General features: G+C 72.1%; 27 protein-coding genes and 1 tRNA gene. 15 read left to right on the forward strand and 13 right to left on the reverse strand.

Translation table 11 applies throughout. The annotated features are described in order from the left end of the window. Window positions 1-101 precede the first annotated feature (101 nt). The 3 genes from dmpG to ACFWBW_RS11990 are packed head-to-tail and all read right to left on the reverse strand — an operon-like array spanning window position 102 to window position 2,856. Window positions 102-1,139, reverse strand: a complete 1,038-nt coding sequence (gene dmpG / locus ACFWBW_RS11980; protein ID WP_385370821.1) for a 4-hydroxy-2-oxovalerate aldolase — start codon at window positions 1,137-1,139, stop codon at window positions 102-104. After that, window positions 1,136-2,059, reverse strand: a complete 924-nt coding sequence (locus tag ACFWBW_RS11985) for an acetaldehyde dehydrogenase (acetylating) (RefSeq protein WP_385370823.1) — start codon at window positions 2,057-2,059, stop codon at window positions 1,136-1,138. The genes dmpG and ACFWBW_RS11985 overlap by 4 nt, the downstream gene beginning before the upstream one ends. A gap of 14 nt (window positions 2,060-2,073) precedes the next feature. After that, window positions 2,074-2,856: a 2-keto-4-pentenoate hydratase gene (locus tag ACFWBW_RS11990; protein ID WP_385370825.1), complete on the reverse strand. Its 783-nt coding sequence runs from the start codon at window positions 2,854-2,856 to the stop codon at window positions 2,074-2,076. A 211-nt stretch (window positions 2,857-3,067) separates the two neighbouring features. Here ACFWBW_RS11990 and ACFWBW_RS11995 point away from each other — a divergent pair, with 211 nt between their 5' ends. Further along, complete coding sequence (locus ACFWBW_RS11995; RefSeq protein ID WP_385370827.1) at window positions 3,068-3,748, forward strand: hypothetical protein; 681 nt, start codon at window positions 3,068-3,070, stop codon at window positions 3,746-3,748. A gap of 85 nt (window positions 3,749-3,833) precedes the next feature. Here ACFWBW_RS11995 and ACFWBW_RS12000 read toward each other — a convergent pair whose 3' ends face one another. After that, window positions 3,834-4,742, reverse strand: a complete 909-nt coding sequence (locus tag ACFWBW_RS12000) for an SDR family oxidoreductase (protein ID WP_385370829.1) — start codon at window positions 4,740-4,742, stop codon at window positions 3,834-3,836. A gap of 1 nt (window position 4,743) precedes the next feature. Further along, window positions 4,744-5,544, reverse strand: coding sequence for an SDR family oxidoreductase (locus ACFWBW_RS12005; protein WP_385370831.1), 801 nt, complete (start codon window positions 5,542-5,544; stop codon window positions 4,744-4,746). 56 nt (window positions 5,545-5,600) lie between these two features. Here ACFWBW_RS12005 and ACFWBW_RS12010 point away from each other — a divergent pair, with 56 nt between their 5' ends. From ACFWBW_RS12010 to ACFWBW_RS12030, 5 genes are read left to right on the forward strand one after another with little or no spacing between them, the layout of a single operon-like run. Next, a complete protein-coding gene (locus ACFWBW_RS12010) occupies window positions 5,601-6,380 on the forward strand; it encodes an enoyl-CoA hydratase family protein (RefSeq protein WP_385370833.1) in 780 nt (259 codons plus the stop codon). After that, window positions 6,377-7,228, forward strand: a complete 852-nt coding sequence (locus tag ACFWBW_RS12015; RefSeq protein WP_385370835.1) for a CoA transferase subunit A — start codon at window positions 6,377-6,379, stop codon at window positions 7,226-7,228. Before ACFWBW_RS12010 ends, ACFWBW_RS12015 begins: the two co-directional genes overlap by 4 nt. Continuing rightward, entirely contained in the window at window positions 7,225-7,977 is a 753-nt protein-coding gene (locus ACFWBW_RS12020) for a CoA-transferase subunit beta (RefSeq protein ID WP_385370837.1), read from the forward strand. Before ACFWBW_RS12015 ends, ACFWBW_RS12020 begins: the two co-directional genes overlap by 4 nt. Window positions 7,978-7,980: 3 nt before the next feature. Then, window positions 7,981-9,087 (forward strand): NAD(P)H-dependent flavin oxidoreductase, encoded by a 1,107-nt coding sequence (locus ACFWBW_RS12025; protein ID WP_385370839.1) that lies wholly within the window; start codon window positions 7,981-7,983, stop codon window positions 9,085-9,087. Between the two features lie 31 nt (window positions 9,088-9,118). Next, on the forward strand, window positions 9,119-10,051 hold the full coding sequence (locus ACFWBW_RS12030; RefSeq protein WP_385370841.1) for a tyrosine-protein phosphatase: 933 nt from the start codon (window positions 9,119-9,121) through the stop codon (window positions 10,049-10,051). Window positions 10,052-10,172: 121 nt separating this feature from the next. Here ACFWBW_RS12030 and ACFWBW_RS12035 read toward each other — a convergent pair whose 3' ends face one another. From ACFWBW_RS12035 to ACFWBW_RS12050, 4 genes are all read right to left on the reverse strand, one after another. Further along, complete coding sequence (locus ACFWBW_RS12035) at window positions 10,173-11,870, reverse strand: DEAD/DEAH box helicase (protein WP_385370843.1); 1,698 nt, start codon at window positions 11,868-11,870, stop codon at window positions 10,173-10,175. Between the two features lie 120 nt (window positions 11,871-11,990). After that, window positions 11,991-12,194 carry a cold-shock protein gene (locus tag ACFWBW_RS12040; RefSeq protein WP_112447913.1) on the reverse strand — a complete coding sequence of 68 codons (204 nt, stop codon included), beginning with the start codon at window positions 12,192-12,194 and terminating at the stop codon, window positions 11,991-11,993. Between the two features lie 127 nt (window positions 12,195-12,321). Beyond that, on the reverse strand, window positions 12,322-13,527 hold the full coding sequence (locus ACFWBW_RS12045; protein ID WP_385370845.1) for a sensor histidine kinase: 1,206 nt from the start codon (window positions 13,525-13,527) through the stop codon (window positions 12,322-12,324). A gap of 138 nt (window positions 13,528-13,665) precedes the next feature. Further along, a complete protein-coding gene (locus ACFWBW_RS12050; protein WP_385370847.1) occupies window positions 13,666-14,814 on the reverse strand; it encodes a peptidoglycan DD-metalloendopeptidase family protein in 1,149 nt (382 codons plus the stop codon). A 228-nt stretch (window positions 14,815-15,042) separates the two neighbouring features. On the opposite strand from ACFWBW_RS12050, the gene ACFWBW_RS12055 reads away from it, so the two are divergent. From ACFWBW_RS12055 to ACFWBW_RS12065, 3 genes are all read left to right on the forward strand, one after another. Beyond that, entirely contained in the window at window positions 15,043-15,696 is a 654-nt protein-coding gene (locus ACFWBW_RS12055) for a response regulator (RefSeq protein ID WP_385370849.1), read from the forward strand. A gap of 55 nt (window positions 15,697-15,751) precedes the next feature. Continuing rightward, a complete protein-coding gene (locus ACFWBW_RS12060; RefSeq protein ID WP_385370851.1) occupies window positions 15,752-16,546 on the forward strand; it encodes a class I SAM-dependent methyltransferase in 795 nt (264 codons plus the stop codon). A gap of 231 nt (window positions 16,547-16,777) precedes the next feature. After that, window positions 16,778-17,170, forward strand: coding sequence for a YrdB family protein (locus ACFWBW_RS12065; RefSeq protein WP_385370853.1), 393 nt, complete (start codon window positions 16,778-16,780; stop codon window positions 17,168-17,170). On the opposite strand, the gene ACFWBW_RS12070 is transcribed toward ACFWBW_RS12065, so the two are convergent. The 3 genes from ACFWBW_RS12070 to ACFWBW_RS12080 are packed head-to-tail and all read right to left on the reverse strand — an operon-like array spanning window position 17,152 to window position 20,137. After that, window positions 17,152-18,135 (reverse strand): acyl-CoA dehydrogenase family protein, encoded by a 984-nt coding sequence (locus tag ACFWBW_RS12070; protein WP_385370855.1) that lies wholly within the window; start codon window positions 18,133-18,135, stop codon window positions 17,152-17,154. The two genes, ACFWBW_RS12065 and ACFWBW_RS12070, sit on opposite strands and share 19 nt — an antisense overlap. Next, window positions 18,135-19,280 (reverse strand): acyl-CoA dehydrogenase family protein, encoded by a 1,146-nt coding sequence (locus ACFWBW_RS12075; protein WP_385370857.1) that lies wholly within the window; start codon window positions 19,278-19,280, stop codon window positions 18,135-18,137. Before ACFWBW_RS12075 ends, ACFWBW_RS12070 begins: the two co-directional genes overlap by 1 nt. Continuing rightward, the gene (locus tag ACFWBW_RS12080; protein WP_385370859.1) at window positions 19,280-20,137 is read right to left on the reverse strand and encodes an enoyl-CoA hydratase; all 858 of its coding nucleotides are present in this window, start codon (window positions 20,135-20,137) and stop codon (window positions 19,280-19,282) included. Before ACFWBW_RS12080 ends, ACFWBW_RS12075 begins: the two co-directional genes overlap by 1 nt. Before the next feature lie 47 nt (window positions 20,138-20,184). Between ACFWBW_RS12080 and ACFWBW_RS12085 the strand changes: the two genes are divergently transcribed. The 5 genes from ACFWBW_RS12085 (at window position 20,185) to lepB (ending at window position 24,890) form a co-directional block, all read left to right on the forward strand. Then, a complete protein-coding gene (locus tag ACFWBW_RS12085) occupies window positions 20,185-21,333 on the forward strand; it encodes an acyl-CoA dehydrogenase family protein (RefSeq protein ID WP_385370861.1) in 1,149 nt (382 codons plus the stop codon). Continuing rightward, window positions 21,330-22,148 carry an SDR family oxidoreductase gene (locus tag ACFWBW_RS12090; protein ID WP_385370863.1) on the forward strand — a complete coding sequence of 273 codons (819 nt, stop codon included), beginning with the start codon at window positions 21,330-21,332 and terminating at the stop codon, window positions 22,146-22,148. The genes ACFWBW_RS12085 and ACFWBW_RS12090 overlap by 4 nt, the downstream gene beginning before the upstream one ends. A 25-nt stretch (window positions 22,149-22,173) precedes the next feature. Further along, window positions 22,174-22,809, forward strand: coding sequence for a TetR/AcrR family transcriptional regulator (locus ACFWBW_RS12095; RefSeq protein ID WP_385370865.1), 636 nt, complete (start codon window positions 22,174-22,176; stop codon window positions 22,807-22,809). 41 nt (window positions 22,810-22,850) lie between these two features. Next, a complete protein-coding gene (locus ACFWBW_RS12100) occupies window positions 22,851-24,008 on the forward strand; it encodes an acetyl-CoA C-acetyltransferase (protein ID WP_385370867.1) in 1,158 nt (385 codons plus the stop codon). A gap of 117 nt (window positions 24,009-24,125) precedes the next feature. After that, complete coding sequence (gene lepB, locus ACFWBW_RS12105; RefSeq protein ID WP_385370869.1) at window positions 24,126-24,890, forward strand: signal peptidase I; 765 nt, start codon at window positions 24,126-24,128, stop codon at window positions 24,888-24,890. On the opposite strand, the gene ACFWBW_RS12110 is transcribed toward lepB, so the two are convergent. Further along, a complete protein-coding gene (locus tag ACFWBW_RS12110) occupies window positions 24,887-25,219 on the reverse strand; it encodes a hypothetical protein (protein WP_385370870.1) in 333 nt (110 codons plus the stop codon). The genes lepB and ACFWBW_RS12110 overlap by 4 nt on opposite strands. 67 nt (window positions 25,220-25,286) lie before the next feature. On the opposite strand from ACFWBW_RS12110, the gene ACFWBW_RS12115 reads away from it, so the two are divergent. After that, a tRNA-Ala gene (locus tag ACFWBW_RS12115) sits at window positions 25,287-25,361 on the forward strand. Window positions 25,362-25,397 lie beyond the last annotated feature (36 nt).

A 25,397-nucleotide genomic window follows, 5' to 3' on the forward strand; every position in this document is an offset into this window, starting at 1 on the left:
GTGGCGGACCACGGAAGTACGTCCAGTACGAGCCGCGGTCCTCCGCCTTGCGATGCACCGCACCGAACACCGCAACCCGGCAAACCTTTCCGGCCACAGCACTAGTGGGCTTCGGCGGCGAGTTCGACGGCGATGTCGATGAGCTGGTCCTCCTGGCCGCCGACGAGGCGGCGTTCGCCCGCGCGCAGGAGGATCTGCGCGCCGGAGACCCCGTAGCGCTCGGCCTGGCGGTAGGCGTGCTTGAGGAAGCTGGAGTAGACGCCGGCGTGGCCCATGAGGAGGGCCATGCGGTCGAGGGTGCACTCGTCTTCCATGACGGGGCGGACCACGTCCTCGGCCGCGTCGATGATCTTCAGGACGTCGATGCCGGTACGGATTCCCATCTTCCGGCAGACGGCGGCGAAGGCCTCGACGGGCGTGTTCCCGGCGCCCGCGCCGAGGCGCCGGGTGGAACCGTCGATCTGGAGCGCGCCCGCACGGACGGCGGCGACCGAATTGCCCACGCCCAGGCCGAGGTTCTCGTGCCCGTGGAAACCGACCTGGGCGTCGGAGCCCAGCTCGGCGACGAGCGCGGCGACCCGGTCGGTGACCTCGTCCATGACCATGGCGCCCGCGGAGTCGACCACGTACACGCACTGGCAGCCGGCGTCGGCCATGATGCGGGCCTGTCGGGCCAGGTTCTCGGGGGTGGTGGAGTGGGCCATCATCAGGAAGCCGACGGTTTCCAGGCCCGTCTCGCGGGCGAGCCCGAAGTGCTGGACGGAGATGTCCGCCTCGGTGCAGTGGGTGGCGATCCGGCAGATCTGTCCGCCGTTGCCGTGGGCGGCGCGGATGTCGTCCTTCACGCCGAGCCCCGGAAGCATGAGGAAGGCGATCTTCGCGTGGCGCGCCGCATCGGCGGCGATCTTGATGAGTTCCTGCTCGGGGGTCTTCGAGAAGCCGTAGTTGAAGGAGGACCCGCCGAGTCCGTCCCCGTGCGTGACTTCGATGACGGGCACGCCCGCGCCGTCGAGCGCGGAGACGATGGACCGTACGTCCTCACCCGTGAACTGGTGGCGCTTGGCGTGCGAGCCGTCCCGCAGGGAGGAGTCGGTGATCCGGATGTCGAGGGTGTCCGAGTAGCTCGGGTAGGTGTTCACTTCCGCAGCCCCTTCGCGAGCTCCTCGCCGACCTTGGTGGCGGCGGCGGTCATGATGTCGAGGTTTCCGGCGTAGGGCGGCAGGTAGTCGCCGGCGCCCTCCACCTCCAGGAAGATCGCGACCCGGGCCATGCCACCGCTCAGCGGGGAGGGGTCGTCGAACTGCGGCTCGGTGCGCAGCCGGTAGCCGGGTACGTACGAGGCCACGTCCTCGGCGACCTGCTTGACGGAGGCCGCGATGGCTTCGCGGTCGGCGTCGGTCGGGATCGCGCAGAAGACGGTGTCGCGCATGATCACCGGCGGGTCGGCGGGGTTGAGGATGATGATGGCCTTGCCGCGGGCGGCGCCGCCGATCTCCTCGATGCCCCGGGAGGTGGTACGGGTGAACTCGTCGATGTTGGCGCGGGTGCCGGGGCCGGCCGAGACGGAGGCCACCGAGGCGACGATCTCCGCGTAGGCGACCGGGACCACGCGGGAGACGGCGTACACCATGGGGATGGTGGCCTGGCCGCCGCAGGTGATCATGTTGACGTTGGCCCGGTCGAGGTGGGCGGTCAGGTTCGCGGGCGGGACGACGGCGGGGCCGACGGCGGCCGGGGTCAGGTCGACGGCCTTGATGCCGAGTTCGGCGTAGCGCGGGGCGTTGGAGCGGTGCACGGAGGCGGAGGTGGCCTCGAAGACCAGGTCCGGCAGCTCGCCTTGGGCCAGCAGCCGGTCCACGCCCTCGTGGGAGGCCTCGAGTCCGGCGCGGCGGGCGCGGGCCAGGCCCTCACTGTCGGGGTCCACGCCGATCATCCAGCGGGGTTCTATGTGCGGGGAGCGCAGGAGCTTGTAGAGCAGGTCGGTCCCGATGTTCCCGGAGCCGACGATGGCGGCAGTCGCCTTCGCGGGCCCGTTCGTCTTCGTACTGATCGTGATCACCTCAGGAGAAGGAGTCAGGAGAAGGAGAGGGACACCGGGCCGAGCCCGGTGAAGTCGGCGGTGTACGTCCGCCCGGCGGCCACGTCCACGGCGCGGGTGCAGGACCCGGGCAGGATCAGGTGGCCCTTGCGGAGCTGGACCCCGAAGCGGGCGACGGTGCGGGCCAGCCAGGCGACGGAGGCGGCCGGATCGCCGAGCACGGCGTCGCTGCGGCCGCTCGCCAGGATGTCGGATCCGCTGGTCAGGGTGGCTTCGACGGCCTTCAGGTCCAGCTCGCGGGGGCCCCGGCCCTCGCCGATGGCGTATCCGGCGGAGGAGGCGTTGTCGGCGATGGTGTCGGCGATGGTGATCCGCCAATCGGCGATCCGGCTGTCGATGAGTTCCAGGGCCGGGACGACCCGCTCGGTGGCGGCCAGTACGTCGGCGACGGTGCAGCCCTCGCCGGGGAGGTCGTCGCCGAGCACGAAGCCGACCTCGACCTCGACGCGCGGCGCGCAGTACGCGGCCGCCGGGACCGGGGTGTCCTCGTACAGCTCCATCGAGTGCAGGAGGTGCCCGTAGTCGGGTTCGTCGACGCCCATCATGGCCTGCATGACGGGGGACGACAGCCCGACCTTGTGCCCGGTGACGCGGTCGCCGGCCGCGAGGCGGTGGCGGATGTTGAGGAGCTGGATCTCGTAGGCGTCCTCGGTGTCGATGCCGGGGAAGCGGGCGCCGAGCGGTGCGACGGGCGTCCGCGCGTGCTCGGCGGATCGCAGCTGCTGCGCGACGTGGAGCCGGTGGCGGTCCGAGAGCATGTGCGGGTCCTTGCGTGCGGTGGGGGCGGGTTCGGTGCGGCGAGGCTAGACGGCCCGCATCCGGCGCCGCGAGGGCGTTTTCCCGGCCACCGGGAAAGGCCGGTCCGGAAGGAAATCCGTGTGCCCGGGGCAACCTTTGGGGTCGTTTAGTGGTCTTAAGTGCAGTTCGGGCATGCGTCACCGCGCATGAAGCACCAGCAGAAAGAGATCCATGAACATCCGCCGCACCCTGGCGACCCTTGCCGCGACGACCGTCGCGGCCCCTGTCGTACTGATCGCTGCGCCCGCCGCCGTGGCCCAGCCGGTCGTGACCCAGCCGGTCGTGGCCCAACCGGTCGTGACCCAGCCGACCGTGACCCAGCCGACCGTGCCGACGCCCGTCGCCACCGACCCCTTCGCCTCCTGCACGTCGTGGACGCAGAGCGCGAGGACCACCTCCGAGCTGGTCGGGTTCCCGACCCGGCTCGTCGCGGGGACCTGGTCCACCTTCACGTGGCGCACGGTCAACATCTCCAAGAGCCCGCTCACCGGGATCGGCGCGACCGTGGACGCGGCGGCCTGGGAGGAGGGGACCCGCTCCCCGAGCATCAAGCTCACCACGCAGTGGTACGACCGGGCCGCGAAGAAGTGGCGGTCGATGCCCAGCCGCCTGACGGAATACACCGTGATCACCCGGACCCTGAAGCCCGGCGCCCGCTCCGACGTCAAGATGCGCGTCAGGGCCGACCGCGCGGCCAAGGCCGGGGACGGCGATACCTTCGAGTACGGCCGGTACGCCGGCAAGGACGGCGTGTGCGGTTTCGCGCAGGCGATCCACGAGTACCGCTTCGTGGTGGAGCCGGCCGCCCCCACGCCTACCCCCACCCCCGCCCCGAAGCCCGCCACGCGCTGACGCGGTCGCCGTCCCCGCTCCGCACCGGCCCGCCCCGCAGACGCGGTCGGCGCGGAACGGGGCCGGCACCCGTCGGCGGGACCCGTCAGCGCGCCCCGTACACCGGCTGCGGCGGCTCCGACTCCGCCAGGAGCTTCGTCGTCGCCTCCCCCGCATCCGACGGGGTCCACCGTGCTCCGCAGTCGGCCGCGGGGCCGGGCCGCCAGCCCTCCATGACCGTGATGCGGCCGCCCTCCGCCTCGAAGACGCGGCCCGTGACCCCGGCCGAAGCATCGGAGCCGAGCCACACCACCAGCGGGGAGACGTTCTCCGGTGCCATCGCGTCGAAGGCCCCGGCTTCCGGTGCGGCCATGGTGTCCGCGAAGGTCTGCTCGGTCATCCGGGTCCGCGCCGCGGGGGCGATCGCGTTGACCTGGACCCCGTAGCGGCCCATTTCCGCAGCCGACACCAGGGTCAGCCCGAGGATCCCGGCCTTGGCCGCGCTGTAGTTGCCCTGGCCCACGGAGCCGAGCAGCCCCGCCCCCGAGGAGGTGTTGACGACCCGCGCGGCGACCTGCCGGCCCTCCTTCGCCTCGGCCCGCCAGTACGCCGCCGCGTGCTTCAGCGGCAGGAAGTGCCCCTTCAGGTGGACCCGCATCACGGCGTCCCAGTCGTCCTCGTCCAGGTTCACGAGCATCCGGTCGCGCAGGAATCCCGCGTTGTTGACGAGGGTGTCCAGCCGCCCGAAGGCCGAGACGGCCGTCTCGATCAGTGACGCCGCGCCTTCGGCCGTCGCGATGTCGCCGCCGTGCGCCACCGCCTCCCCGCCCTTCGCCAGGATCTCGGCGACGACCTGCGCCGCCGGGCTCTCCGGCCCGGGCAGCCCGTCCAGGCCGACGCCGAGGTCGTTGACCACGACCCGCGCCCCCTCCTCGGCGAAGGCCAGCGCGTGGGCGCGGCCCAGCCCCCGCCCCGCGCCCGTCACGATGACCACACGGCCTTCGGCAAGTCCCATGTCAGCTCTCCTTCTTCGGCTCGTTCGGCTCGTTCGATTCGTTCGACTGGTTCGCGGTTGCCGCATCCAAAAACGCCGGTCGTTCGCCGCCCCCGTGCACGAGCAGGCTCGCCCCGCTCACGTACGCGGCCCGGTCGGAGGCCAGGAAGACGGCGGCCCCGCCCACGTCCGAGGGCTCCGCCAGCCGTCCCAGCGGTACGGTCGCGCCGACCGCCGCGATCCCGCTCTCGTCGCCGTAGTGCAGGTGTGACAGCTCGGTGCGCACCATGCCCAGGACCAGCGAGTTGACCCGTACCTCGGGGGCCCATTCCACGGCCATGGAACGGGCCAGGTTCTCCAGTCCCGCCTTCGCCGCCCCGTAGGCCGCCGTGCCCGGCGAGGGCCGGGTCCCGCTGACGCTGCCGATCATCACGATCGAGCCCCGGGTCTCCCGGAGCCAGGGGTACGCGGCGACCGAGGCGGTCATCGGGGCGATCAGGTTGAGCTCGACGACCCGCGCGTGGCGCTCGGCCTCGCCCTCCCCCAGCAGCCGGTACGGGGTTCCGCCGGCGTTGTTCACCAGAGCGTCGAGGCGTCCGTAGCGCGCGGCGACGGCGCCGAAGAAGTCCTGTACTGCGGCGGGATTGCGCAGGTCGACGGCGGTGAACGACGCCGAGCGGCCTTCCACCGCCACCGGTTCCTCCGGTGGCCGCCGCGCGCAGACGACCACTTCGGCCCCCGCTTCGAGGAACGACCGCGCGATCCCGGCGCCGACGCCCCGGGTTCCGCCGGTGACGACGACAACCCTCCCGTTGAGCTCCATCGGCTGCTACCTTCCTCACCTAACAAATGTTTGGTGGAAAGGTAGCTGATCCGCTCATGGGTGTCTCCACCTCAAGCCCCGACAAGGGCATCGCACTCGTCACAGTCGACTACCCGCCGGTCAACGCACTGCCCGTGCAGGGCTGGTACGACCTGGCCGACGCCCTGCGCGCGGCCGGCCGCGACCCGGAGGTCCGGTGCGTGGTCCTGGCCGCCGAGGGCCGCGGCTTCAACGCCGGCGTCGACATCAAGGAGATGCAGCGCGACACCGGCCACGCCTCGCTCATCGGCGCCAACCGGGGCTGCTACGAGGCCTTCGCCGCCGTCTACGAGTGCGAGGTGCCGGTCGTGGCGGCCGTGAACGGCTTCTGCCTCGGCGGCGGGATCGGCCTGGTCGGCAACGCCGACGCCATCGTCGCCTCCGAGGACGCCACCTTCGGACTGCCGGAGCTGGACCGGGGCGCCCTCGGGGCCGCCACCCACCTGGCCCGGCTCGTCCCGCAGCACCTCATGCGGACCCTGTACTACACCTCGCGCACCGCCACCGCCGCCGAACTGCACGCGCACGGCTCGGTGTGGAAGGTGGTCCCCCGGGGCGAACTGCGGTCGGCCGCCCTGGAGCTGGCCGCCGAGATCGCGAAGAAGGACGGCTACCTCATCCGGCTCGCCAAGGCGGCCATCAACGGCATCGACCCCGTGGATGTCCGCCGCAGCTACCGCTTCGAGCAGGGCTTCACCTTCGAGGCCAACCTCAGCGGCGTGGCCGACCGGGTCCGCGACACCTTCGGCAGCAGCGGTCCCTCCGGAAGCACCGAAGCAAAGGCGGAATCGGCATGACCGACAAGAGCATGACCCCCGAAGACGTGGTCGGCCGGCTGCGGAGCGGAATGACCCTCGGCATCGGCGGCTGGGGTTCGCGCCGCAAGCCCATGGCCCTGGTGCGCGCACTGCTCCGCTCCGGGATCACCGATCTCACCGTGATCTCGTACGGCGGGCCCGACGTCGGCCTGCTCGCCGCGGCCGGCCGGATCCGCAAGCTGGTCACCCCCTTCGTCACCCTCGACTCCATCCCGCTGGAGCCGCACTACCGGGCCGCCCGCGAGAGCCGCGCCTTCGCCCTCACCGAGCTCGACGAGGCCATGTTCATGTGGGGACTGCACGCGGCCGCCAACCGGATGCCCTTCCTCCCGGTCCGCGCCGGCCTCGGCTCCGACGTCATGCGCGTCAACCCCGAGCTGCGCACGGTCACCTCCCCTTACGCCGACGGGGAGGAGTTCGTGGCGGTCCCCGCCCTGCGCATGGACGCCGCGCTGGTCCACCTGAACCGGGCCGACCGGCTCGGCAACGCCCAGTACCTGGGCCCCGACCCGTACTTCGACGACCTCTTCTGCGAGGCGGCCGACGCCGCCTACGTCTCCTGCGAGCAGCTCGTGGAGACCGCCGAGCTCGCCAAGTCCGGGCCCCCGCAGTCCCTCCTGGTCAGCCGGCACTCGGTCAGCGGGGTCGTGGAGACCCCGAACGGCGCGCACTTCACCTCCTGCGCCCCCGACTACGACCGCGACGAGGCCTTCCAGAAGCTGTACGCGACCACCCCCTGGCCCGAGTTCGCCGAGCGCTTCCTCTCCGGCGGCAGCGAGCACGCCTACCAGTCGGCCGTCCAGGCCTGGCACGAGGAGCAGAAGTGAGCACGCCCTCCACGACGACCACAGCCGCGGTCACCCGCGCCGAGTACTGCGTGATCGCCTGCGCGGAGGCCTGGCGGGACAACGGCGAGGTGCTGGCCAGCCCGATGGGCCTGGTGCCCTCCTTCGGGGCCCGGCTGGCGAAGCGGACCTTCTCCCCCGACCTGCTGCTGACCGACGGCGAAGCCATGCTGGTCGGGCTCGACGGCTCGGCCGAGGGCTGGCTCCCGTACCGCCGTCACCTGACGATGGTCACCGGCGGCCGCCGGCACGTGATGATGGGCGCCAGTCAGATCGACCGGTTCGGCAACCAGAACATCTCCTGCATCGGGGACTGGGAGCAGCCGGCCCGCCAGTTGCTCGGGGTGCGCGGGGCGCCGGTGAACACCCTGAACAATCCGGTGAGCTACTGGATCCCCAAGCACTCCACCCGGGTGTTCGTCGAGCGCGTCGACATGGTGAGCGGTGTGGGCTACGACCGCGCGGAGGCGGCCGGGGTGACCCGGTTCCACCGGCTCCCCCGGGTGGTCAGCGATCTCGGCGTCTTCGACTTCTCCGGCCCCGGCCACGCCATGCACCTGGCCTCCCTGCACCCCGGGGTCACGGTGGAGCAGCTCCGGGCGGCGACCGGCTTCGAGCTGGACCTCCCCGCGGAGGTCCCGTACACGCGGGAGCCGACGCCGGAGGAGCTGCGGCTGATCCGCGAGGTCATCGACCCCAAGGGCCTGCGCGACCGGGAAGTGCGGGTCTGACCGATGGAGACGGCATTCACCAAGCTGGTCGGGGTCGAGCATCCGATCGTGCAGACGGGCATGGGCTGGGTGGCCGGTCCGCGCCTGGTGTCGGGGGCGGCCAACGCGGGTGCGCTCGGCATCCTGGCCTCGGCGACGATGACGATGGAGCAGCTGCGGGCGGCGGTCCACTCGGTGAAGTCCCGTACGGACGCCCCGTTCGGGGTCAATCTGCGCGCGGACGCCGGGGACGCGGCCGAGCGGGCGCAGCTGATCATCGACGAGGGCGTCCGGGTGGCTTCCTTCGCGCTGGCCCCGTCCAAGGAACTGATCGCTCGGCTGAAGGACGCGGGCGTGGTCGTGATCCCCTCGATCGGGGCCCGCCGGCACGCCGAGAAGGTCGCGGCGTGGGGCGCGGACGCGGTGATCGTGCAGGGTGGCGAGGGCGGCGGGCACACCGGTGACGTGGCCACGACCGTGCTGCTTCCGCAGGTGGTCGACGCCGTGGACATCCCGGTGATCGCGGCGGGCGGGTTCAGCGACGGCCGCGGCCTGGTGGCGGCGCTGGCCTACGGGGCCGCGGGCATCGCCATGGGCACCCGGTTCCTGCTGACCTCCGACTCGACGGTCCCGGACGCGGTGAAGGCCGAGTACCTGAAGGCCACGGTGAAGGACGTCACCGTCACCACGGCCGTGGACGGGCTCCCGCACCGGATGCTGCGCAGCGAGCTGGTCGCTTCCCTGGAGCGGGCCGGCCGGGCCGGGGCGCTGGCCAAGGCGGTGCGGCACGCCGCCGGGTTCAAGAAGCTTTCGGGCCTGACCTGGGCCGAGATGGTCCGGGACGGCCTCGCGATGAAGCACGGCAAGGACTTGTCCTGGAGCCAGGTGCTGCTCGCCGCGAACACCCCCATGCTCCTCAAGGCGTCCATGGTCGAGGGCCGTACGGACCTCGGTGTCATGGCATCGGGCCAGGTCGCGGGCGTGATCGAGGATCTTCCGTCCTGTGCGGAGCTCGTCACCCGCGTCATGGCCGAGGCCCACGCCGTCCTGGAACGGCTGCACGGCCTCACTCCCCCACAGCTTCCCTCCCTCCCCCCACACCCGATCGGCACCCTGCCACCACCAGGGTGATTCCCCTTCTCCGTTACAGGAGTTGCCCCAGATGAGCCGTGCCAGAATCCGCCTGGCGACCGCGGTGCTCGCTTCCGCCCTCGCCATCGGGACCCTGCCCGCCGCCGCGTACGCCGCGCCGGCCGACAGCCCCGCCGCCTCGCGCCACCCCTCGCACACGCAGTCGGCGGAAACCATCCGCCAGATCCCCCTCCAGGGCGCGGTCAACGTCCGCGACCTCGGTGGTTACCGCACCTGGACGGGAGGCCGAGTTCGTCAGGGACTGGTCTACCGCTCCGACGCACTGGGCAAGCTGACCGCCTCGGACATCACCACCGTCGGCGGTCTGGGCCTCAAGAAGGTCCTCGATTTCCGCATCCCCATGGAGGTCCAGTACGACGGGGCCGACAAGCTGCCCGCCGGTCTGACCTCCACCGCCCGCCCGGTCAACGACAACGGCCTGTACGGGCTGCTGATCTCGGCGATAGGCAGCGGTGACCCCGTCAAGCAGGAGCAGATGCTCGGCGGCGGCCGCGGCGAGGCGTACATGCGCGACGTCTACCGCGCGTTCGTGACCAACCCCGAGAACCGGGCGCAGTTCGCGACCACCCTCCGCGAGATCGCCGACGGCAACCAGGGCCCGCTGCTGTACCACTGCACCTCGGGCAAGGACCGGACGGGCTGGATGAGCTACGTCCTGCTGAACGCCCTGGCCGTCCCGAAGTCCACGGCCGAGCGCGACTACCTCGCCTCGAACACCTTCCGCGCGGCGTACGACGCCCAGGTGCGGGCGGGCGTCAAGGCATCCGGCCGGATGCAGAACCCCGATCTGCTGATCCCGCTCCAGGAGGTCCGCCAGGACTACCTGGACGCGGCGACCACGCAGATGGAGGCCGACTACGGCAGTCTCTACGGCTACCTCACCGAAGGCCTCGGCCTGGACCTGCGGACCCTGGCGAAGCTCCAGGTGAAGATGGTCCGCTAGGCACCCGCCGGGCCTCCGGGCCGCCGGGCCTGCGACCCGGAAAACACCACCGGCCCGGAAAACACCACTGCGCCGGGCGGCGTGTGCCGCCCGGCGCAGTGGTTCTCGCGTACTTCTCGGATCAGGCGGAGCGGCGGCGGCCCTGGCCGGCGCCACCCACCCGGCTGCGGGCCGAAGCCGCGGCCGCACCACCGGAGGGGGCACCTCCGGTGCGTCGGCCGCGCTCGCCGGAGCCGCCCGTGGAGCCGCCCTGTCCGCCCTGGCCACGGCGGGCCTGGCCGGAGCCGGAGCCGGAGGCCGGAGCCTGCCCGGCGGCGCCGCCACCGGTGCGACGGCCGCGGCCGCCCCCGGCAGCCGGAGCCGCGCCCGTGCCGGAGCCCGTACGGGGTCCGCCCGAGCGGCGGCGCGCACCGGAGCCCGAGCCCCCGCCGGCCTGGCCGGCGGAACGCTGACGCGGCGGGGTCGCCTGCGGCACGTCCATGACGACCGGGATGCCCGAGGGCTCCTTGGCGCCGGTGATGCGCGCGAGCTCCTCGTCGGAGGACTTGATCTGCGCGGTGTGCGGGGAGATCCCGGCGTCCGACATCAGGCGGGTCATGTCGCGCTTCTGGTCGGGCAGGACCAGGGTGACGACGCTGCCGGACTCGCCGGCGCGGGCGGTACGGCCGCCGCGGTGCAGGTAGTCCTTGTGGTCGGTCGGCGGGTCCACGTTGACGACGAGGTCGAGGTCGTCGATGTGGATGCCTCGCGCGGCCACGTTGGTGGCGACCAGCGCGGTGACCTCGCCCGTCTTGAACCAGTCGAGGGTCCGGTTGCGCTGCGGCTGCGAGCGGCCGCCGTGCAGGCCGGAGGCGCGGACGCCGTCGGCGAGGAGCTTCTTGACCATGCGGTCGACCCCGCGCTTGGTGTCGACGAACATGATCACCCGGCCGTCACGAGCGGCTATGCGCGTGGCCACGGCCTTCTTGTCGGTCTCGTCCATGACGTACAGGACGTGGTGCTCCATCGTGCTGACCGCACCGGCGGACGGGTCGACGGAGAAGGCGACCGGGTCGTGCAGGAACATCTTGACGAGCTTGTCGATGTTCTTGTCGAGGGTCGCCGAGAACAGCATGGTCTGGCCGTCGGGCTGGACCTGCTTGAGCAGGGCGGTGACCTGCGGCATGAAGCCCATGTCGGTCATCTGGTCGGCCTCGTCGAGGACCGTGATGGAGACCTGGGAGAGGTCGGCGTCACCGCGGTCGATGAGGTCCTTCAGGCGGCCGGGGGTGGCGACGAGCACCTCGGCGCCGCGGCGCAGGGCGCCGGACTGCCGGTTGATCGACATGCCGCCGACGACGGTGGTGATCCGCAGGTTGACGGCCGTGGCGTACGGGGCCATCGCGTCGGTGACCTGCTGCGCGAGCTCGCGGGTCGGTACGAGGACCAGCGCGAGCGGCTGCTTCGGCTGTGCGCGGCGGCCGGCGGTGCGGGCCAGCAGGGCCAGGCCGAAGGCCAGCGTCTTGCCGGAGCCGGTACGGCCGCGGCCGAGCAGGTCACGGCCGACGAGGGAGTTCGGGATGGTCGCGGCCTGGATCGGGAAAGGCTCGGTGACGCCCTGGGCGGCGAGGGTCTTCAGCAGCGCCTCGGGCATGTCCATGTCGCCGAACGAGTCCACCGGCGGCAGGGCCGGGGTCAGCGGTTCGGGCATGGTGAATTCTTGGGGCCTGGCCACGGGGGCGGACTTCTGCCGTCCCGCGCCAGCCTTCGGACGTCCCTGAGCCGCACCTCGACCCCGGGTGGGGCGGCGGCTGGGTCGTGCGGAGCTGGAGCTGGTCATGCGAGAAAGCCCTCCTGAAACCGGCAGGTACTGCACAAAGCACTGCAAACAAATGGTGCGAAACAGCAGACAAGCCGGGGCCCGCACCTACTCGGTGCGGACCCCGGCGTGCTGACTGCCTTAGGCGGGGAGGATGTTCTCCGCCTGGGGGCCCTTCTGGCCCTGGGTGACGTCGAAGGACACGCGCTGGCCCTCGTTGAGCTCACGGAAGCCCTGGGTGGCGATGTTCGAGTAGTGGGCGAAGACGTCCGGGCCGCCACCGTCCTGCTCGATGAAGCCGAAGCCCTTTTCCGAGTTGAACCACTTCACGGTGCCAAGTGCCATTTTTGAATCTCCTGAATAGGCGGCAAAGGGCCCCATCCGGAGATTCCGGCAAAACAATAAAAGCGCCTGTCGGAGCATTCCCGTCAGGCGCACATAAAGTTCATGGGTACCACAACTGCAACGAGCTCTAAGCTAGCACACGTCGGTCGGGGAGTGTCGCCGCGAGCCTGTGACCTCCGTCGCGAGTGGATCCGGCGCGCAGCTTCCCGCCCACCTCTGTGAGGGCGCGCCGGAGCCCCGGAATGCCCATGCCGCCGGAGTCGAGGACGATCCGTTCCCCCTCCGGGGCGGTGTTGACCACATCGAGGCGAACCTCACCGTCCTCGACGTAAAGATTCATCCGGACGGCGGAGCCGGGGGCGTACTTCGCCGCGTTGGTGAGCCCCTCGCGGGCGATCCGCAGCAGGAGGCGCCCGTCGGCCGCCGGGAAGGCTCCCAGGCCGGGCTGCGTGTGGTGGGTGATCTCCATGCCGGTGGCCCGCATGTTCCTGGCCAGGGAGCCGAGGAAGCGGCCCACGTCCACGGGCGAGGTGTACGCGGCTCTGCCCGCGGGATCGGTCAGCATGTCCAGCACCTCCCTGACCTCGGCCATCGCCGCCCGCGCCGATTCCTCGACGGCGCCGGCGGCCTCCCGGACCCGGGGGTCGGCCTCCGCGTCCAGGCGCAGGGCGGCGGCCTGCATCGTGAGGGCGGTGAGGCGGTGGCCGAGCCCGTCGTGGGTGCGCTGGGCCAAACGGGTGCGTTCCTGGACGACGGCCAGGTCTGCGGCCTGGTCCACGGCGGCGTGGGCCTGGCGGGCCCGCTCGCGCAACGCGGTCATCACGTGCCGGTTGCGGCGCACGGTCTCCCCGTACAGGGCTGGCACGAGGATGGAGCCGAGGACGAAGGAGGCGGGGTCACGCCCGGCGTACCCGAGCGGCAGGAACAGGTCGCGGGTGGCGGCGTAGACGACGGCCATCAGCAGGATCCCGCCCCAGCGGTGGGTGCGGCCGTACGCGGCCAGGGCGTAGGCGGCGAAGACAAGGGGGCCGCGGTCGTCGGATATGACGGTGGCGGCGGTGGCCACGAGGGCCGGGATCCAGGGGTGGGAGCGGCGCCAGAGCAGGGAGAGCGCCGCGAGCCAGCCGGCGGCCAGGCTCGTGGAGTAGTCGGTGACGAGGCCGAAGCGGTGGACGTCGTGGAGGTTGAGGGTGGTGAGCAGTCCGCACAGGAGGGCGAGCCAGATGTCGGTGCGGCGGGCGCGCACGGGGTCCGGCGCCCCGCCGCTCTCCCCGGTCAGGGTCCGCAGACCCCGTTCCAGCAGCTGTCCGGCGCGACCGGGCACGGCCTGCATGACTCCACCACCCCCCGTCGGCGCACAGAAGTGCGCAGAGCATGCCAAAACGTCCCCCCAGGTTGCCCTCCTTCCGCCGAAGGGGCATCCCGGGGGGACACGTTTTGGGTCAACCGGTCTTGGTGAGCCGGCCGCTGCTTACAGGGAGACGCCGAGGCCGTTCAGCCAGGTGACCGGGTTGACGTCGGCGCCGTAGCTGTTGCTGGAGCGGACCTCGAAGTGGAGGTGCGGGCCGGTGGAGTTGCCGGTGTTGCCGGAGCGGCCGACCTGCTCGCCGGCGGAGACGCGCTCGCCTTCGGAGGCGGTCGCCGAGGAGAGGTGGGCGGACAGGGTGTAGCGGCCGTCGTCGTGCTTGATGACCACGGCGTTGCCGTACGCGCCCTGCCAGCCGGAGGAGACGACGGTGCCCGCGGCCGCGGCCCGGACCGGGGTGCCGGTGGACACCGCGAAGTCGATGCCGGTGTGGTAGCCGGCGGCCCAGCCGCCCGCCTGGTGGTAGCGCGCGGAGATGCTGCCGCCCGAGACGGGCAGGACGCCCTCGGCGCCGCTGCTGCTGGAGCTGCTCTTGGAGCTGCTCTGGGAAGAGCCGGAGGAGTCCGAGGACTTCGCCGAGCCGGACGAGCTGGAGGACTTCGGCGCGGCCGGGGTGCTGCTGCCGGAGTCGGAGGAGCCGCCGGAGCCGGAGCCGTACGCGAGGCGCTGGCCCGGGAGGATCATGTGCGGGTTGGACCCGATCACCGAGCGGTTCTCGGAGTAGAGGGTCTGCCAGCTGACGCCCAGTTCGGAACCGATGGTGCCGAGGGTGTCGCCGCTGACCACGGTGTAGCTGTGGGCGCTCTGGGCGCGCTTCGGGGCGGCCGGGGCCTCCGGGGCCTCGACGCGCTTGCCCGCACTCGAGGTGCCGGTGCCCTTGGCGGGGGCTTCGGGGGCCGGTCCGCCGCGCTGCAGGCCGGCGAGCTTGCCGCAGGAGGGCCAGGCGCCGGGGCCCTGGACGGCCAGGACCTTCTCGGCGACGGCTATCTGCTGCGCCTTGGTGGCCTGGTTGGCCTGGGGGGCGTACTGCCGGCCGCCGAACTCCGCCCACGTGCTGGAGGAGAACTGCAGGCCGCCGTAGTAGCCGTTGCCGGTGTTGATGCTCCAGTCGTTGGTCGACTCACACTGGGCGACCTTGTCCCACGTGCCGACCGACGCGGCGGACGCGGGCTGTGCCACGAGACCCACGGCGGCGGGTGCGGCGATACCGGCGACAACGAGACCGGCGAGGGTACGAGCAGACGGGAAAGACATGCGGAGTTCCTGACTTCGGGGACATTGCGGAGGCCGGTGCACCGGGTGAAGCGGTGGTGCGTTCTGCCTCGGTAACCACCGTCCGGGAGGACGGGGGGTCCCCGAAGTCCCCGAAAGAGGACAAGCGGGACAGCAAAAGGGGACTGGGGAGGGAGGGTTGAGGGGACCTAAGTACCGATATAGCGGTAATGTCCGCAATAAGACGGGGATTAAGGGGAGGTGGGTCACATGACGATCCGCGTGATGGTGGTCGACGACCAGAGCCTCATACGGTCGGGCCTGGTGACCCTGCTCGCGAGCGCGCCCGACATCGAGGTGGTCGCGGAAGCCGCCGACGGGGCGCAGGCCGTACCGCTGGCGCGGACGCACCGGCCCGATGTGGTGCTGATGGACCTGGTCATGCCGAAGGTCGACGGCCTGGAGGCGACCTTGCAGCTGCTGCGGCTGCCGGATCCGCCGCGCGTGCTCGTCCTCACCGGCTACACGGCGGACGACCTGGTCCTGGACGCCCTGCGGGCCGGAGCAGCCGGGTTCCTGCTCAAGGACCTGCGCCCCGAGGAGCTCTTCGCCGGTATCCGCACGGTCGCGGCGGGCGGCAGCGCGCTGGCTCCCGGGGTGATGCGGGTGCTGCTGGAACGGGCGGACACCCGCACCGAGGCGCCCGACCACGCGGAGCAGCTCTCCACCCTGTCCCCCGGTGAGCGGGACGTCCTCGCGCTGGTCGGCGAGGGCCGGACGAACCTGCAGATAGCGCAGGCACTGCACCTGTCCCCGGCGAGCGTGAAGACGTACGTCTCGCGGATTCTGACGCAGCTCGACCTCTCGAACCGGACCCAGGCCGCGATCCTCGCCTACGAGGCGGGGCTGGTCCGCGCCGCGTGAGCACTGTCCCGAAGAGGTCTGGCCGGGACGTGCGTGATCGAAAACAATGGCGCCCATGACGACGACTCCCCGCTCCCGGGCCCGGTCCTTCGACAGCGCCGCCGCTCTCTACGGGCAGCACCGGCCCGGCTATCCCGAGGCCCTGTACGACGCCGTCGAGGAGCTGGCCGGGCGCCGGTTCGCCGGGGCCCGGGTGGCCGATGTGGGTGCGGGGACGGGGATCGGGACGGCGCCGATGCGCGCCCGGGAGGCCGAGGTGGTGGCGGTGGAGCCCGGGGACGGGATGGCCGCCGAGTTCCGGCGCACCCGGCCGGGGATCCCGATCGTGCGCGGGGACGGGGACCGGCTGCCGCTGGCCGGGGCCGCCTTCGACTTCCTGACGTACGCCCAGGCCTGGCACTGGACGGATCCGGCCCGGTCCGTGCCCGAGGCCCGCCGGGTGCTGAAGCCCGGCGGGGCGCTCGCGATCTGGTGGAACGACCTGGACGAGTCGGCCGGCTGGGTCGCGGCGCAGGGAGAGCGGATCCGTGCCTTCTTCGCGGCCGACGGCCCGGGCGGCGCGGTCGCCGGCGGGGCCGGCGCGGTCGGCGGGACCGCCCAGGCCCTGGGCTACCGCACGCTTCCGCGCGGCCTCGACTCCGGTTTCGCCACGCGGACCGTCCCGTGGTCCCGGCGGATCCCGCTGGAGGCGCACCTGGCGAACCTGGCCAGCCACTCCGCGTTCCTGCTGCTGGGCGAGGCGGGGACGCGGGAGTTCCTGGACGCCGAGCGGGCCCGGCTGGATCCGGTCTTTCCGGACGGAGTGGTGGAAGAGCCCTACGTGGTCACGCTCAGCGTGGCCGTCATCTGAGACGGCGCGGTCGCAGCCCTAGGGCCTGTCGTCAAACTCCCGTCGTCGCCCGCAGGGCGGCCTCGCGGCGTCTGGTGCGTGCTCTCGGCGTGCCGGGCGGAAGCCCGCGTACTGGACGTACGTGGGCTTTCGCCCGGTGCGGCGAGAGCGCGTGCCAGACGCCGCGAGGCAGACGGGAATTTGACGACAGGCCCTGGCGGATTGCGCCCCGGCCGCGTGAGGCTGACCGCCATGTCGCCCACTCCGCCGTCTTCCCGGCTGTCTCCGCCCGTCCACGCGTTCTTCCTCGTCAACGAAGGGCTCGCCTTCCTGCTGGAGCTGCTGATCCTCGTCGTGCTCGCCTGGTGGGGCTTCAGCCGGGACATCGGATGGGCCGGGTCCCTCGGCCTGGCGGTGGCCGCGCCGGCCGCCGCCGCCGTGCTCTGGGGGATGTTCGCCGCGCCGAAGGCGCGGTTCACCGTTCCCCTGGCCGCTCAGCTCGGGGTCAAGGCCGTGGTGTTCGGCGCCGCCGCCCTGGCGCTGCTCGCGCTCGGGCAGCGGCAGCCGGCCCTGTGGTTCGCGGTGGCCGTGGTCGTGAACACGGCCCTCTCCTCCACGTTTCGGACTTACCGCACCCGATCCTGAAGCACCGCCGCCCGGCACTGCGAGGGGCTCCCCCAGGCGTCGCGCAGCGGGCGGGCCTTGCGCAGCCACAGCGAGAGGTCGAGCTCCTCGGTGTAGCCGACGGCGCCGTGGAGCTGGAGCGCGGTCATGGCGGCCGCGTACGCCGCCTCGCCCGCGGTCAGCTTCGCCGCGGCGATCTCCCCGGGGGCCAGGGAGAGCGCGGCCGCCCAGAGCAGCGGCCGGGCGAACTCCAGGCCGATCAGGGTGTCGGCCAGCCGGTGCTTCACCGCCTGGAAGCCGCCGATCGCCGTGCCGAACTGGGTGCGCTGCTTCGCGTACTCCACCGTGCGCGCGAGGAGTGCCTCGCCCGTGCCGAGGCACTGGGCGGCGGTGAGCAGCCGGGCCCAGTCCGCGGCGTCCCGGGCCGCCGCGGTGACCGCCGGGCCGGCGGCGAGGAGTTCGCCGCCGGTGTCCGGGAGGGCCAGGCGGCGGGCGGGGTCGATGGAGGTGCGCAGCGGGCCGGCGCCGGCGGCCAGCCGGAGCTCCCCGGCCGCCGACACCGTGAAGAGGTGGGTGGCCGCGTCGGCGTCCAGGGCGTACGGGCCCCCGCCGGGCAGGGTGAGGGTGGCCGAGGTCTCCCCCGCCGCGAGCCCGGGGAGGAACCGCTTGGCCAGTGCTTCGTCGCCGAGCCGGGTCAGGAGTACGGCGGCTGCGGCCGTCTCCACGACCGGGCCGGGGACCCCGGCGCGGCCCAGCTCCACGAAGCCGGTGGCCAGCTCCAGGGGCATGAGGCCCATGCCCTCGTGGGCCTCGTCGGCCGCGAGGGCGAACAGTCCGGTGGCGGCGATCCGCGCCCACAGGGCCCTGCCCGGGGTGTGGTCGCCCGCGCCCCAGGCCCGTACCGCCGCCGGGACGTCGGAGGCGGCGAGCAGGCCGTGCAGGGTGCGGGCGAAGTCCGACTGTTCCTCGGTCGGCAGGAAGCGCATCAGCGGCGGCCCTTCGGGAGGCCGAGCAGCCGCTCGGCGATGATGTCGCGCTGGATCTCGTTGGTGCCCGCGTAGATGGGCCCGGCGAGGGAGAAGATCCACGGTTCGGCCCATGGCCCGTCGGCGAGTTCCGCGTCGGGGCCCAGCAGGTCGAGGGCGCTCTCGTGCAGGGCGATGTCGTACTGGGACCAGAACACCTTGTTCAGGCTGGACTCGGCGCCGATCGTCTCGCCGGCGGCGAAGCGGGAGGCGTTGGCCCAGGTGAACAGCTGGTAGGCGCGGGCTCCGACGACGGCGTCGGCGACCCGGTCGCGCAGCGCGGTGTCGGCGGGGTCTCCGTGGCTCTGCCACAGCTCGACGAGGCGGTCGGAGGCGGCGAGGAAGCGGCCGGGGGCGCGCAGGGTGAGTCCGCGTTCGTTGCCGGTGGTGGACATGGCGATGCGCCAGCCCTGTCCGGGTTCCCCGATGACGTCCGCGTCGGGGACGAAGACCTCGTCGAGGAAGAGTTCCGCGAAGGCGGGTTTGCCGTCGAGGCGGCCGATGGGCCGCACGGTGACCCCGGGGGCGCGCAGGTCGAACATCAGGTAGGTGAGGCCCTGGTGGGGTTTGGGGGCTTCGGGGTCGGTGCGGAAGATCCCGAAGGCGCGGTCGGCGAAGGCGGCCCTGGAGGACCAGGTCTTCTGCCCGGACAGCAGCCAGCCGCCTTCGGTGCGCACGGCGCGGGACTTCAGGGAGGCGAGGTCGGAGCCGGATTCGGGCTCCGACCAGGCCTGGGCCCAGATCGTCTCGCCGCTCGCCATGGAGGGCAGGACGCGGGCGCGCTGCTCGTCGGTGGCGTGGTCGAAGAGGGTGGGGGCGAGGAGGTTGATGCCGTTCTGGGAGACCCGGCCGGGCGCGCCGGCGGCCCAGTACTCCTCCTCGAAGACCAGCCAGTGCTCGATGTCCACGCCGCGGCCGCCGCACTCCTCGGGCCAGGACACCACCGCCCAGCGGGCGGAGTGCAGGAGCGCCTCCCATTCCCGGTGGGCGGCGAATCCCTCGCGGGTCTCCAGGGAGGGGAGGGGGGTGGCGGGCACGTGGGCGGCCAGCCAGTCGCGCGCCTCGGCCCGGAAGGCCTCCACGTCCGTCGCATGGTTCAGGTCCATCAGCTGTTCGCCTCCTTCATCGCGGCATCCTTCATCGCGGACAGGTTCATGCCGCCGAGCGAGTCCGCCGCCGTTTCGGCGTTGTGGGCGTGCGCGAGGTGGTGCAGGCCGAAGACGGAGTCCATGCCGGTGTGCAGGCCCTGGAGGTCCTCGGCCTGGTTGACGGCCCGCTTGGTGAGGGCGAGGCCGAAGGAGGGCATCTCGGCGATCCGCAGGGCGAGCCGGTCGGTGGCCTCTGCCAGTTCGGCCCGTTCGACGACGCGGTTGACCATGCCGATCTCGTGGGCGCGGCGGGCGGGCATCCGGTCGCCGGTGTAGAGGAACTCCTTGGCGATGCGCGGGGGCATGGCCCACGGGTGGGCGAAGTACTCGACGCCCGGGATGCCCATGCGGACGACGGGGTCGGCGAAGAAGGCGTCCTCGCTGGCCACGATCAGGTCGCAGACCCAGGCGAGCATCAGCCCGCCGGCCACGCACGCGCCGTGGACGGAGGCGATGACGGGCTTGGGCAGTTCGCGCCAGCGCCGGCACATGCCGAGGTAGACCTCGGATTCGCGGGCGAAGCGGGATTCGGCTCCGGAGCGCTGGGAGTGGTCCCACCACAGGCCGGCCCGGCGTTCGAAGGGCAGGTGCGCGTCGCGCTCGGGGGTGCCGATGTCGTGGCCCGCGGAGAAGTGCTCACCGGCTCCGGCCAGGACGAGGACCTTGACCGCGGGATCGTCGGCAGCCCGGTAGAAGGCGTCGTCGAGTGCGTAGGTCATCGCGCTGTTCTGGGCGTTGCGGTACCGGGGGCGGTTCATGGTCACGTACGCGACCGGGCCGCGGCGCTCGTAGAGCACGGGGGTTTCGTCGGGCATCCCTGGGATCCTTCCCTAACAAGTGTTTGGTAGGTTAACGTACGGCCATGAGCAGCGTCGAGGAGTTCCGCACCGAGGTTCGGACTTGGCTACGGGCCCACCTCACCGGTGAGTTCGCCGCCCTCAAGGGCCGCGGCGGACCGGGCCGGGAGCACGAGGCCTTCGCCGAACGCCTCGCGTGGGAGCGGCACATGGCGGCGCACGGCTGGACCTGCGTGGGCTGGCCCGTCGAGTACGGCGGCCGCGGCGCGAGCACCGCACAGCAGATCGCCTTCCACGAGGAGTACGCGCTGGCCGACGCGCCCGCGCGCGTGAACCACATAGGAGAGCAGCTCCTCGGCCCCACCCTCATCGCGCACGGCACCGAGGAGCAGCGGCGGCGCTTCCTGCCGCCCATCCGGGCCGTGGAGGAGCTGTGGTGCCAGGGCTACAGCGAGCCCGACGCCGGCTCGGACCTGGCCAACATCCGCACCCGGGCCGCCCTGGTGGACGGCGCGTGGGTGGTGGACGGCCAGAAGATCTGGACCTCCCTGGCCCACGCCTCCCAGTGGTGCTTCGTCGTCGCCCGCACCGAACCGGGCTCCCGCCGGCACGCGGGGCTGTCCTACCTCCTGGTCCCGATGGACCAGCCCGGGGTGGAGGTCCGGCCCATCGTGCAGCTGACCGGGACCTCGGAGTTCAACGAGGTCTTCTTCGACGGGGCCCGCACCGACGCCGCCCACGTCGTCGGCGCGCCCGGCGAGGGCTGGGCCGTCGCCATGGCCACCCTCGGCTTCGAGCGCGGCGTCTCCACCCTCGGCCAGCAGGTCGGCTTCCGCCGCGAACTCGAGGACCTGGCCGCACTGGCGAAGCGCAACGGCGCGATCGCCGATCCGCTGATCCGCGACCGGCTCGTCCGGGCCTGGATCGGCCTGGAGACCATGCGCGCCTCCGCCCTGCGGCCCGGGGTCGCGCCGTCCACGGCCAAGCTGTACTGGGCCCGCTGGCACCGGGACCTCGGCGAACTCGCCATGGACGTCTGCGGAGCCGCCTCGCTGCTGGCGGCGGGGGCGCACGGGGACCCGTACGACCTCGACGACTGGCAGCGGCTCTTCCTCTTCTCCCGCTCCGACACCATCTACGCGGGCTCCGACGAGATCCAGCGCACCATCGTCGCCGAGCGCATCCTCGGCCTTCCCAAGGAGGTCCGGGCATGAACGCACCGGAAGACCGGCCCGGCAACGTGCTCCGCAACGCACCCGAGTACGTGGCGGGACACGGGCTGCTGACCGGCCGGACCGCCGTGATCACCGCGGCCGCCGGGGCCGGTATCGGCGGGGCGACCGCACGGCGGTTCCTGGAGGAGGGCGCCCGGGTCCTCATCGGCGACGCGCACGCCCGGCGCCTCAAGGAGAGCGAGGAGGCGCTGGCCGCGGAGTTCGGCGCGGACAAGGTCGCCTCCCTGCCCTGCGACGTCACCGACGAGGAGCAGGTGGGCGCCTTCTTCGCGCTCGCCGAACGGCTCCACGGCCGCCTCGACCTCGTCGTCAACAACGCCGGGCTGGGCGGCACGGCCGACCTCGTCGCCATGACCGACGACCAGTGGTCCCGCGTCCTCGACGTCACGCTGAACGGCACCTTCCGCTGCACCCGCGCCGCGATGCGCTCGATGCGGGCCTCCGGGACGGGCGGGGTGATCGTCAACAACGCCTCCGTCATCGGCTGGCGCGCCCAGAGGGGGCAGGCCCACTACGCCGCCGCCAAGGCCGGGGTGATGGCGCTGACCCGCTGCGCGGCGCTGGAGGCCGCGGAGTTCGGCGTACGGATCAACGCGGTCGCGCCGAGCCTCGCCATGCACCCTCACCTGGTGAAGGTCACCAGCGAGGAGCTGCTCACCGAACTCACCGCCCGCGAGGCCTTCGGCCGGTACGCCGAGCCCTGGGAGGTGGCCAACGTCATCGTCTTCCTGGCCAGCGGCTACTCGTCGTACATGACGGGCGAGACCGTGTCGGTCAGCAGTCAGCACGCGTAGGGCGACCTATGACGAGAATGGCCGGGTGTCAACGAACAAGCCGATCGCATCGACGGCCAAGAAGAAGCCCCAGGTGACGGCGTCGCCCGAACGCCGCCGCGAACTCCTCGACACCGCCGCCGAGGTCTTCGCCGCGCAGGGCTACAACGCCACCACCGTCCGCAAGATCGCCGACGCTGCCGGCATGCTCGCCGGCAGCCTCTACTACCACTTCGATTCCAAGGAATCGATGCTCGACGAGATCCTCTCCGCCTTCCTGACCGAGCTGTGGGAGGGGTACGACACCGTGCTCGCCGCCGGTCTCGGACCCAGGCAGACCATCGAGGCCCTCGTCACCGAATCGTTCCGGGAGATCGACCGGCACCGCGCCGCGGTCGCCATCTACCAGAAGGAGTCCCGGCACCTGTCGGTCCAGCCCCGCTTCCACTACCTCTCCGACTCGCAGGTCAAGTTCGAGAAGGCGTGGCTGGGGACGCTGGAGCGCGGGGTCGCGGACGGGGTCTTCCGCGCCGACCTGGACATCCGCCTCACCTACCGCTTCGTGCGCGACACGGTGTGGGTGGCGGCGTCCTGGTACCGGCCGGGCGGCCATCACAGCCCCGAGGAGATCGCCCGCCAGTACCTGTCGATGGTCCTGGACGGCATCGCCACACGCACGTAATCCATCCCCGGCACCTGCCTGGATATCCCTGAGGAGTTCCGATGCCCGAGGCCTACATAGTCGAAGCGGTACGCACCCCCGTGGGGCGGCGCAAGGGGGGCCTGTCCGAGGTCCACCCTGCCGACCTCGGAGCGCACGTCCTCAAGGCGCTCGTCGAGCGGTCCGGGATCGACCCGTCGGCCGTGGAGGACGTGGTCTTCGGCTGCCTCGACACGGTGGGGCCGCAGGCCGGGGACATCGCCCGGACCGCCTGGCTGGCGGCGGGGCTCCCCGAGGAGGTACCGGGCGTCACCATCGACCGCCAGTGCGGATCCTCGCAGCAGGCCGTGCACTTCGCGGCGCAGGGCGTCATGTCCGGCACCCAGGACCTGGTGGTCGCGGGCGGCACCCAGAACATGTCGATGATCCCGATCGCCTTCGCCTCGCGGCAGGCGGCGGAGCCGCTGGGCTTCACCGAGGGCCCGTACCTGGGCTCGGCGGGGTGGCGGGCGCGGTACGGGGACTCCCCCGTCAACCAGTTCCACGGTGCCCAGCTGATCGCCGAGAAGTGGGGCATCTCCCGCCTCGACATGGAGGAGTTCGCCCTGCGCTCCCACCAGCGGGCGCTGCGCGCGATCGACGAGGGCCGCTTCGAGCGGGAGATCGTGCCGTACGGGTCGGTGTCGGTGGACGAGGGTCCGCGCCGCGACACCACCCTGGAGAAGATGGCGGGGCTGAAGCCGGTGATGGAGGGCGGCACGATCACGGCCGCGGTCTCCTCCCAGGTCTCGGACGGCGCGGCGGCGATGCTGCTGGCCTCGGAGCGGGCGGTACGGGAACACGGGCTGCGCCCGCGGGCCCGCATCCACCACCTGTCGGTCCGCGGCGAGGACCCGATCCGCATGCTGTCGGCGCCGATCCCGGCGACGGCGTACGCCCTGAAGAAGACGGGCATGTCCCTCTCCGACATCGACCTGGTCGAGATCAACGAGGCCTTCGCCCCGGTGGCCCTGGCCTGGCTGAAGGAAACGGGCGCGGACCCGGCGCGGGTCAACGTCAACGGCGGCGCGATCGCCCTGGGACACCCCCTGGGCGCCACGGGCGTCAAGCTGATGACGACCCTGCTGCACGAACTGGAGCGCACGGGCGGCCGCTTCGGCCTCCAGACCATGTGCGAGGGCGGCGGCCAGGCCAACGTCACGATCATCGAGCGGCTGTAGCTCCCGCCGGATCCCGGGAGCCGTCTTTACCGCCGGCAAACCGCCCCCTGGTGATCCTTGGGCCCAGGCCGTCTCTTCCGGAGAGACGGCCTGGTCAAGAATCCATCGGAGGCCCACATGAGCGACCCAGCCGACGCGCGGGGCGGTTCCCCGGACCCGGGCGCCGCCCTCACGCCGACCGCGGGCGAAGAGGCCGGGCCCGGCTCCGGGAAGCGCCCCTTCTGGAAGGAGGTGCCGCTGCTCGTCACCATCGCCCTCGTGCTGGCGTTCGGGATCAAGACGTTCGCGTTCCAGGCGTTCTCGATCCCTTCCGTCTCGATGCAGAACACCCTCCAGCGCGGGGACCGGGTCCTGGTCGACAAGCTCACCCCCTGGTTCGGCTCGGAGCCCGAACGCGGCGAGGTCGTCGTCTTCCACGACCCGAGCAACTGGCTGGAAGGCGAGCCCACCCCGGAGCGCAACGTCGTCCAGAACTTCCTCGGCACCATCGGCCTGATGCCCTCGGCCGATGAGAAGGACCTGATCAAGCGCGTAATCGCGGTCGGCGGCGACACGGTCGAATGCCGCCTGAACGGACCGGTCGAGGTCAACGGGAAGGCCCTGGACGAGCCGTACGTCTTCCCTGGGAACACCCCCTGCGACGACAAGCCGTTCGGGCCGGTCACCGTGCCCGCCGGGAAGCTCTGGGTCATGGGGGACCACCGGCAGAAGTCCTCCGACTCCCGCTACCGCCTGAACGACCCGAAGACCCACGGGTTCGTGCCGGTCGAGGAGGTCGTCGGCCGGGCCGTCGTCGTCGGCTGGCCGGTCACCCGCTGGGCGACACTGCCGGTCCCCGACACCTTCGGGCAGCCGGGAATCGGCGACCAGGCCCAGCGCTAGCGCTGGGCCGCGGTGCGGCGGGAGAGGCGGGTCAGGGAGACCGTCTGGGTCAGGATCAGGGCTCCGGTCAGGGCCTGCCAGAGGAGCGGGTCGGGGGCGTCCAGGGCTTGGGCCGCGCACAGTACGATCGCCACCGCGCCGAGCGCCAGCACGATCCGGTGGACGAAGCCGGCCTCGGTGCCGTGCGGCAGTCCGGACACGAGGGCGACCAGGGCCAGCATGATCGGAAGCCAGTGCTGCTGGGAGTCGCGCATCAGCAGCGCGGCGGCGAACTCCGCTGCGAGGGCGAGGGAGTTGCGCGCCAGGGCCCCCGGGACCGATATCGACATGCGCACATCATGCCGGGGATATTCGCGTGCGGGCTCGGCGGGGCGCCCCCTAGGATCCGGGGCAAGGGCTGGGTCGTAGCACAGAGGTAGTGCGCCTACACAGCATGGAGGAGGACGCCGGTTCGAATCCGGCCGCCCAGCCCCCTCCTCTTCTTCTTTACGGCGCGCCTTCTCTACG

Source organism: Streptomyces sp. NPDC059957 (assembly GCF_042730015.1).
GTDB lineage: Bacteria > Actinomycetota > Actinomycetes > Streptomycetales > Streptomycetaceae > Streptomyces.

Coding starts and splice junctions, on each gene's coding strand:
- ACFWBW_RS11990 (WP_385370825.1), bottom strand. CDS start 2,856: ATGCTCTCGGACCGCCACCGGCTCCACGTCGCGCAGCAGCTGCGATCC.
- ACFWBW_RS11995 (WP_385370827.1), top strand. CDS start 3,068: ATGAACATCCGCCGCACCCTGGCGACCCTTGCCGCGACGACCGTCGCG.
- ACFWBW_RS12000 (WP_385370829.1), bottom strand. CDS start 4,742: ATGGGACTTGCCGAAGGCCGTGTGGTCATCGTGACGGGCGCGGGGCGG.
- ACFWBW_RS12005 (WP_385370831.1), bottom strand. CDS start 5,544: ATGGAGCTCAACGGGAGGGTTGTCGTCGTCACCGGCGGAACCCGGGGC.
- ACFWBW_RS12010 (WP_385370833.1), top strand. CDS start 5,601: ATGGGTGTCTCCACCTCAAGCCCCGACAAGGGCATCGCACTCGTCACA.
- ACFWBW_RS12015 (WP_385370835.1), top strand. CDS start 6,377: ATGACCGACAAGAGCATGACCCCCGAAGACGTGGTCGGCCGGCTGCGG.
- ACFWBW_RS12025 (WP_385370839.1), top strand. CDS start 7,981: ATGGAGACGGCATTCACCAAGCTGGTCGGGGTCGAGCATCCGATCGTG.
- ACFWBW_RS12030 (WP_385370841.1), top strand. CDS start 9,119: ATGAGCCGTGCCAGAATCCGCCTGGCGACCGCGGTGCTCGCTTCCGCC.
- ACFWBW_RS12035 (WP_385370843.1), bottom strand. CDS start 11,870: ATGACCAGCTCCAGCTCCGCACGACCCAGCCGCCGCCCCACCCGGGGT.
- ACFWBW_RS12040 (WP_112447913.1), bottom strand. CDS start 12,194: ATGGCACTTGGCACCGTGAAGTGGTTCAACTCGGAAAAGGGCTTCGGC.
- ACFWBW_RS12045 (WP_385370845.1), bottom strand. CDS start 13,527: ATGCAGGCCGTGCCCGGTCGCGCCGGACAGCTGCTGGAACGGGGTCTG.
- ACFWBW_RS12050 (WP_385370847.1), bottom strand. CDS start 14,814: ATGTCTTTCCCGTCTGCTCGTACCCTCGCCGGTCTCGTTGTCGCCGGT.
- ACFWBW_RS12055 (WP_385370849.1), top strand. CDS start 15,043: ATGACGATCCGCGTGATGGTGGTCGACGACCAGAGCCTCATACGGTCG.
- ACFWBW_RS12060 (WP_385370851.1), top strand. CDS start 15,752: ATGACGACGACTCCCCGCTCCCGGGCCCGGTCCTTCGACAGCGCCGCC.
- ACFWBW_RS12065 (WP_385370853.1), top strand. CDS start 16,778: ATGTCGCCCACTCCGCCGTCTTCCCGGCTGTCTCCGCCCGTCCACGCG.
- ACFWBW_RS12070 (WP_385370855.1), bottom strand. CDS start 18,135: ATGCGCTTCCTGCCGACCGAGGAACAGTCGGACTTCGCCCGCACCCTG.
- ACFWBW_RS12075 (WP_385370857.1), bottom strand. CDS start 19,280: ATGGACCTGAACCATGCGACGGACGTGGAGGCCTTCCGGGCCGAGGCG.
- ACFWBW_RS12080 (WP_385370859.1), bottom strand. CDS start 20,137: ATGCCCGACGAAACCCCCGTGCTCTACGAGCGCCGCGGCCCGGTCGCG.
- ACFWBW_RS12085 (WP_385370861.1), top strand. CDS start 20,185: ATGAGCAGCGTCGAGGAGTTCCGCACCGAGGTTCGGACTTGGCTACGG.
- ACFWBW_RS12090 (WP_385370863.1), top strand. CDS start 21,330: ATGAACGCACCGGAAGACCGGCCCGGCAACGTGCTCCGCAACGCACCC.
- ACFWBW_RS12100 (WP_385370867.1), top strand. CDS start 22,851: ATGCCCGAGGCCTACATAGTCGAAGCGGTACGCACCCCCGTGGGGCGG.
- lepB (WP_385370869.1), top strand. CDS start 24,126: ATGAGCGACCCAGCCGACGCGCGGGGCGGTTCCCCGGACCCGGGCGCC.
- ACFWBW_RS12110 (WP_385370870.1), bottom strand. CDS start 25,219: ATGTCGATATCGGTCCCGGGGGCCCTGGCGCGCAACTCCCTCGCCCTC.